This window comes from Brevundimonas diminuta ATCC 11568, assembly GCF_000204035.1.
GTDB lineage: Bacteria > Pseudomonadota > Alphaproteobacteria > Caulobacterales > Caulobacteraceae > Brevundimonas > Brevundimonas diminuta.
In genome coordinates this window covers 2,530,005-2,534,431 of the sequence record NZ_GL883086.1, presented here as the reverse complement: position 1 = coordinate 2,534,431, position 4,427 = coordinate 2,530,005, and the positions used below count along the sequence as shown (strand labels likewise).

5 protein-coding genes and 1 pseudogene are annotated in these 4,427 nt (G+C 71.1%); 3 read left to right on the top strand and 3 right to left on the bottom strand.

The features are described from left to right. Both BDIM_RS16255 and BDIM_RS16250 read left to right on the top strand, forming a co-directional pair. Positions 1–119 (top strand): annotated as a pseudogene (locus tag BDIM_RS16255) (alpha-ketoglutarate-dependent dioxygenase AlkB); the annotation flags it as partial. Positions 120–192: 73 nt separating this feature from the next. Beyond that, positions 193–1,098, top strand: a complete 906-nt coding sequence (locus BDIM_RS16250) for a dienelactone hydrolase family protein (protein WP_003166650.1) — start codon at positions 193–195, stop codon at positions 1,096–1,098. A gap of 134 nt (positions 1,099–1,232) precedes the next feature. Here BDIM_RS16250 and grpE read toward each other — a convergent pair whose 3' ends face one another. Genes grpE through BDIM_RS16235 form a run of 3 tightly spaced genes read right to left on the bottom strand, consistent with a single transcriptional unit; the run spans position 1,233 to position 3,501 of the window. Continuing rightward, positions 1,233–1,859, bottom strand: coding sequence for a nucleotide exchange factor GrpE (gene grpE / locus BDIM_RS16245; protein ID WP_003166649.1), 627 nt, complete (start codon positions 1,857–1,859; stop codon positions 1,233–1,235). Beyond that, a complete protein-coding gene (gene hrcA, locus BDIM_RS16240; protein WP_003166648.1) occupies positions 1,856–2,950 on the bottom strand; it encodes a heat-inducible transcriptional repressor HrcA in 1,095 nt (364 codons plus the stop codon). Before hrcA ends, grpE begins: the two co-directional genes overlap by 4 nt. Continuing rightward, the gene (locus BDIM_RS16235) at positions 2,947–3,501 is read right to left on the bottom strand and encodes a GNAT family N-acetyltransferase (RefSeq protein WP_040347266.1); all 555 of its coding nucleotides are present in this window, start codon (positions 3,499–3,501) and stop codon (positions 2,947–2,949) included. The genes hrcA and BDIM_RS16235 overlap by 4 nt, the downstream gene beginning before the upstream one ends. Before the next feature lie 44 nt (positions 3,502–3,545). Between BDIM_RS16235 and rph the strand changes: the two genes are divergently transcribed. Continuing rightward, positions 3,546–4,271: a ribonuclease PH gene (gene rph, locus BDIM_RS16230; RefSeq protein ID WP_040346471.1), complete on the top strand. Its 726-nt coding sequence runs from the start codon at positions 3,546–3,548 to the stop codon at positions 4,269–4,271. The last annotated feature ends 156 nt before the right edge of the window (positions 4,272–4,427 follow it).

Genomic DNA, 4,427 nt, shown 5'->3' with positions numbered 1-4,427 from the left:
GCGCCCTGACCGGCCCGGCGCGGTTGGCGCGTCACGGGATCGACCGGCTGCTGGCGGGCTCGTCGCGGCTGCTGCCCGGCGGCGGGCGGGTCAACCTGACCCTGAGGGTCGCGGGCTAGGCGGAAAGACTCGACGGCGCGCAAAAAGCCGGGGCACTGTCACGCCTTCCACAGCGCCGACCGGAGACCCGAGATGACCCTGATCACCCGGCCCGAGGGCCTGAGCCCCGACCAGATCGCCCCCAGCCGCCGCAGCCTGGGCGCAGCGACGGCGGGCGGCCTGTTCTTCGCCGCCTACGCCCCCGCCGCCCTCAGCCAGTCGGCCCAGCCGATCGCCACCGACACGGCGGGCCTGATCACGGCCGACGCGGCCTATCCGGCGCCCGACGGCTTCGCCCTGCCCGCCTATGTCGCCCGACCCGAAGGCGCCGGCCCCTTCCCCGTCGTCATCGTCGTGTCCGAGATCTTCGGCGTGCATGAATACATCCGCGACGTCTGCCGCCGCCTGGCCAAGGCGGGCTATGCGGCCGTGGCGCCCGCCTTCTTCGTCCGCGTCCAGGATCCCGCCCCGCTCAGCGACATGCAGGCGATCCAGCGCATCGTCGCCGCCGCCGGCTACGGCCAGGTGATGGGCGACATCGGCGCCACGCTGGACTGGATCGGCGCCCAGCCCTGGGCCAAGGCCGACAAGGTCGGGATCACCGGCTTCTGCTGGGGCGGCAAGGTGGTATGGCAGGCCACGGCCCGCTTCCCGACGCTGGACGCCGGGGTCGCCTGGTACGGCCGCCTGTCCCCCGCCGCCACGGCCACTGACAAACAGAAGACGGCGGGCCGCCCCTGGCCCATCGACTTGGCGGGCGAGCTGAAGGCGCCGGTGCTGGGTCTCTACGGCGGCCAGGACAGCGGCATTTCCAACGACACGGTCAAGGCGATGAACGACGCCCTGAGCGCCGCGGGCCAGACCAACAGCTCCATCATCCTCTATGACGACGCCCCGCACGGCTTCCACGCCGACTATCGCGCCTCCTATCGCGAGGCGGACGCGAAGGACGGCTGGCGGCGGCTGCTGGCGCTGTTCAATTCGAGATTGAAAAACTGACCCTTCCTTCCGCTCACCCCGGCGGACGCCGGGGGCCCGTGCTTTGGCCGCAAGCGCGGCACGGGAAGCCAAGCAAAGAAAAACGGCCCGACGCGTCTGCGCCGGGCCGTCGTCGTTTCAGCGCGCGAAGACCATCAGGCCTTGGCGTCGAAATTCCCGCCGGTCGTGTTCGGGTCCGCATAGGCGCCGCCCGCCGCCGAGCCCGAGCCCTTGGCCGCGACCACCACCATGGCCGCGCGCACGGTGCGGCCGAACAGGGCGTAGCCCGGCTGCAGCGTCTGGATGACGGCGCCGCCCGGCACGGTGTCCGAGGGTTGCTCCATCATCGCCTGATGCAGGTGGGGGTCGAAGGCGTCGCCCGGCGCCGGATCGACGCGGGTCAGGCCGTTGGCCTCGAAGGCCGACAGCAGGGACTTCTGCGTCAGCTCCAGCCCCGTGACCATGGCGGCCGCCGGACCGTCCGCATCCTTCGGCGCCGTCGCCAGACCGCGCTCCAGGGTGTCGGCCACGCTCAGCAGATCCTTGGCGAAGCGCTGGATGGCGTAGGCGCGGGCGTCGTTCTGCTGCGTCTCGGCGCGGCGCTTGACGTTCTCGGCCTCGGCCACGGCGCGCAGGGCGCGGTCCTTCCACTGGTCGCGCTCGGCGATCAGGGCGTCGACCACAGCCATGTCGCCGTCGGCGCCTTCCGCCGCAGCATCCGCCTCGGACTCCTTGATGTCCTGCTCGAGTTGATCCCGGGTCTCGTCGTTGATGTCGTTCACGTCTCTTGTCCGTCCAGAATCCGGCCCAGCACCCGGGCGGTATAGTCCACCAACGGGATGACACGGGCGTAGTTCAACCGCGCGGGCCCGATGACGCCGATGGCGCCCAGCACCCGCTGCCGGCCCGACATATAGGGCGCCGCGATCACGGCGGAACCCGAAAGCGAAAAGAGTCGCGTTTCCGCGCCGATATAGATGCGGACGCCCTGGGCCGCGCCGACGTCGTCCAGCAGGCCGATCAGCTGCTCCTTCTGCTCCAGATCGTCGAACAGGACGCGCACCCGCTCCAGATCCTCGGCCGCGCGGGCGTCCTGCAACAGATTGCCGCGCCCGCGCACGATCAGGTTGCGGTCGTGGCCTGCGCCGCCCGCGCCGCCGCTCCAGGCCGCCAGCCCATCTTCGACCAGGCGGGCGGCGGCGGCGTCCAGATCGCGCCGGGCGGCCTCCATCTCGGCCTTCATCTCATGCCGGGCCTCGGCCAGCGGACGGCCCTTCAGCCGGGCGCTGAGGAAGTTCGACGCCTCCTGCAGGGTCGAAGGCGTGACGCCCGGCGCCAGGTTCATCAGCCGGTTCTCGACCACCCCGTCGTCGGCGACCAGCACGGCCAGCGCCTGTCCGCCGCCCAGGGCCACGAACTCCACATGACGCACGCCCGCCTCGCGCACCGGGCTGGCGACGATGCCCGCGCCGCCCGCCAGGCCCGACAGCAGTGACGAGGCCGCATCCAGCGCCTCCTCGACATTGCGGCCGCCGCCCTTGGCGCCCAGAACGGCCAGCCGAGCGTCGATCTCGCGCCGCTCCTCCTGGCCGATGTCGCCTACCTCCAAGAGGCCGTCCACGAACAGCCGCAGGCCCGCATGGGTCGGCGCACGCCCGGCCGATGTATGCGGCGAGGCCAGCAGCCCCGCCTGCGTCAACGCCTGCATGGTGTTGCGGATCGAGGCGGGCGACAGGTCCAGCCCGGCGCGCGACAGGGTGTGCGACCCCACCGGCTCGCCCGTCTCCAGATAGCTCTCGACCACCCGCCGAAAGATGTCGCGCGCCCGCGCGTCCAGCGTCGCCAGGCCCGGCGAGGGATGCAGCAGGCTCATGCCGCCGTCCTCCGCGCCGCCCAGTCCGCGCGGGTCAGGCGATGGACCAGGCAGTCGTCCGTCCCGTTGAAGACGTGTCGCCCCTCCGGCCGGAAGCCCAGCCGCTGATAGAAACGATGCGCCTGCGTGTTGGAGTTGAGCGGATCGATCACCACCGCCTCGACCTGCGGCCTGGCGAAACAGGCGTCCAGCGCCTGGGTCATCATCTGCGCGCCATAGCCCCGGTTCAGGGCGTCGGCCTCGCCGATCCAGATATCGAGGGCGCGCAGGTTCGGCTCGATCTCGCCCCAATAGCCGTTGGGCTCGCCCGCCGGGTCGATGTCCAGCATGGCGCCGATCGGACGGCCGTCGACCTCGGCGATGAAGTAGCGGAAGACGTCGGACTGCGCAGCCAGCTCCTCGTCCCAGTCGGCGGCCTCGTGTTGGTCGGGGTCGTCGGTCAGGCAGGCGATGACATGCGGCGCCGTGTCCCAGCGCGCCAGGATCGCGGCGTCGGCGGCCACGGCCGGACGAAGACGCACGACAGACGGGTCAGGACGGGACAGGCTCATGGTTTCAGGATAAGCACGCGCCATCCCGCTTCCAAGGAATTCCCATGCGCCCGTCCGAACGCACCCCCGAACAACTCCGCACCGTCACGCTGGAAACCGGCGTCAACCGCTACGCCGAGGGCTCGTGCCTGGTGTCCTTCGGCCACACCAAGGTGCTGGTGACGGCCTCGATCGAGGAGAAGGTGCCGGGCTGGATGCGCAACACCGGCCAGGGCTGGGTCACCGCCGAATACGGCATGCTGCCGCGCGCCACCCACACGCGCGGCCGCCGCGAAGCCGCCGCCGGCAAACAGTCGGGCCGCACCCAGGAAATCCAGCGCCTGATCGGCCGCTCCCTTCGCGCCGTAGTCGACCTCAAGGCGCTGGGCGAGCGTCAGGTGCTGATCGACTGCGACGTGATCCAGGCCGACGGCGGCACGCGCACCGCCTCCATCACCGGCGCCTGGGTGGCGATGGCTTCGGCGCTCAACTACCTCAAGGACGAGGGCGTGCTGACGACCGATCCGATCCTGGATCAGGTGGCGGCCGTGTCGTGCGGCGTGTTCAACGACCTGCCGGTGCTGGACCTCGACTATGAGGAAGACTCCACCGCCGAGGCTGACAGCAACTTCGTCCTGACCGGCGCGGGCCAGATCGTCGAGATCCAGGCCACCGGCGAGAAGCGCGGCTTCAGCCGGGCCGAGTTCGACCGCCTATTCGAACTGGCCGAAATCGGCTGCACCGAACTGTTCGCCCTGCAGCGCGCCGCCGTCGAGGCCGCCCGCCGATAAGGCTTTTCGCGGAGCCGGATCGGGGCCATCGTCGTTGCAAAGGCGAACCCCGATCCCGGAGCCCCGCATGACCCGACCGCCCCTTCTGGCCTGCCTGATCCTCGGCGGCCTGCTCGCCGCCTGCCAGCCGCGCCCGGAGCCGGCGGCCTCCGCGCC

What these genes read in the sequence shown, in the direction of transcription:
- hrcA (WP_003166648.1), bottom strand. Translation starts at nt 2,950, where the DNA reads ATGAGCCTGCTGCATCCCTCGCCGGGCCTGGCGACGCTGGACGCGCGG.
- BDIM_RS16235 (WP_040347266.1), bottom strand. Translation starts at nt 3,501, where the DNA reads ATGAGCCTGTCCCGTCCTGACCCGTCTGTCGTGCGTCTTCGTCCGGCC.
- BDIM_RS16250 (WP_003166650.1), top strand. Translation starts at nt 193, where the DNA reads ATGACCCTGATCACCCGGCCCGAGGGCCTGAGCCCCGACCAGATCGCC.
- rph (WP_040346471.1), top strand. Translation starts at nt 3,546, where the DNA reads ATGCGCCCGTCCGAACGCACCCCCGAACAACTCCGCACCGTCACGCTG.